The following is a 456-nucleotide window of genomic DNA, read 5'->3' as shown; positions in this document are numbered from 1 at the left end:
GAAGTCCGCCTGCGCCGCGCGCGCGAGGTGGTCGGCCCCGACGTCATGCGCCAGGCGCCGGGCTGGCTCGAGAACGCCACCGCCATGAACGACCGCTACGAAGCGCCGACCGAGGCCGACGCCGAGTGGGCCGATGCCATCGTCTTCGGCACGCCGACGCGCTTCGGCTCGATCTCGACGGAACTCAAGGCCTATATCGACGGCCTCGGCGGCCTGTGGTTCCAGGGCAAGCTCAACGGCAAGGTCGGCTCGGTGTTCGGCTCGACCTCGTCGCGCCACGGCGGCAATGAATCGACGCTGCTGTCGATCTACACGCCGATGGCCCACCTGGGCCTGATCATCGTGCCGCTGGGCTACGCCGACGCCGTGATGTTCAAGGCCGGCACGCCCTACGGTGCGACCCATGTCTCACACCTCGACGCCGACAAGCCCGACGAGGACCACCTGGCCGTGGCC

At 69.3% G+C, this 456-nt stretch carries 1 protein-coding gene; it reads left to right on the top strand.

The genetic code is table 11. The features are described 5' to 3' along the window. A partial coding sequence (locus AC1DHL_RS29890; RefSeq protein WP_478164350.1) for an NAD(P)H-dependent oxidoreductase occupies nucleotides 1–456 on the top strand: 456 nt, incomplete at both ends.

The sequence above is a fragment of the Variovorax sp. 10L426 genome, assembly GCF_056395305.1.
Note: the sequence above shows the minus strand (reverse complement) of the source record. Positions and strands in the feature narration are given on the sequence as shown.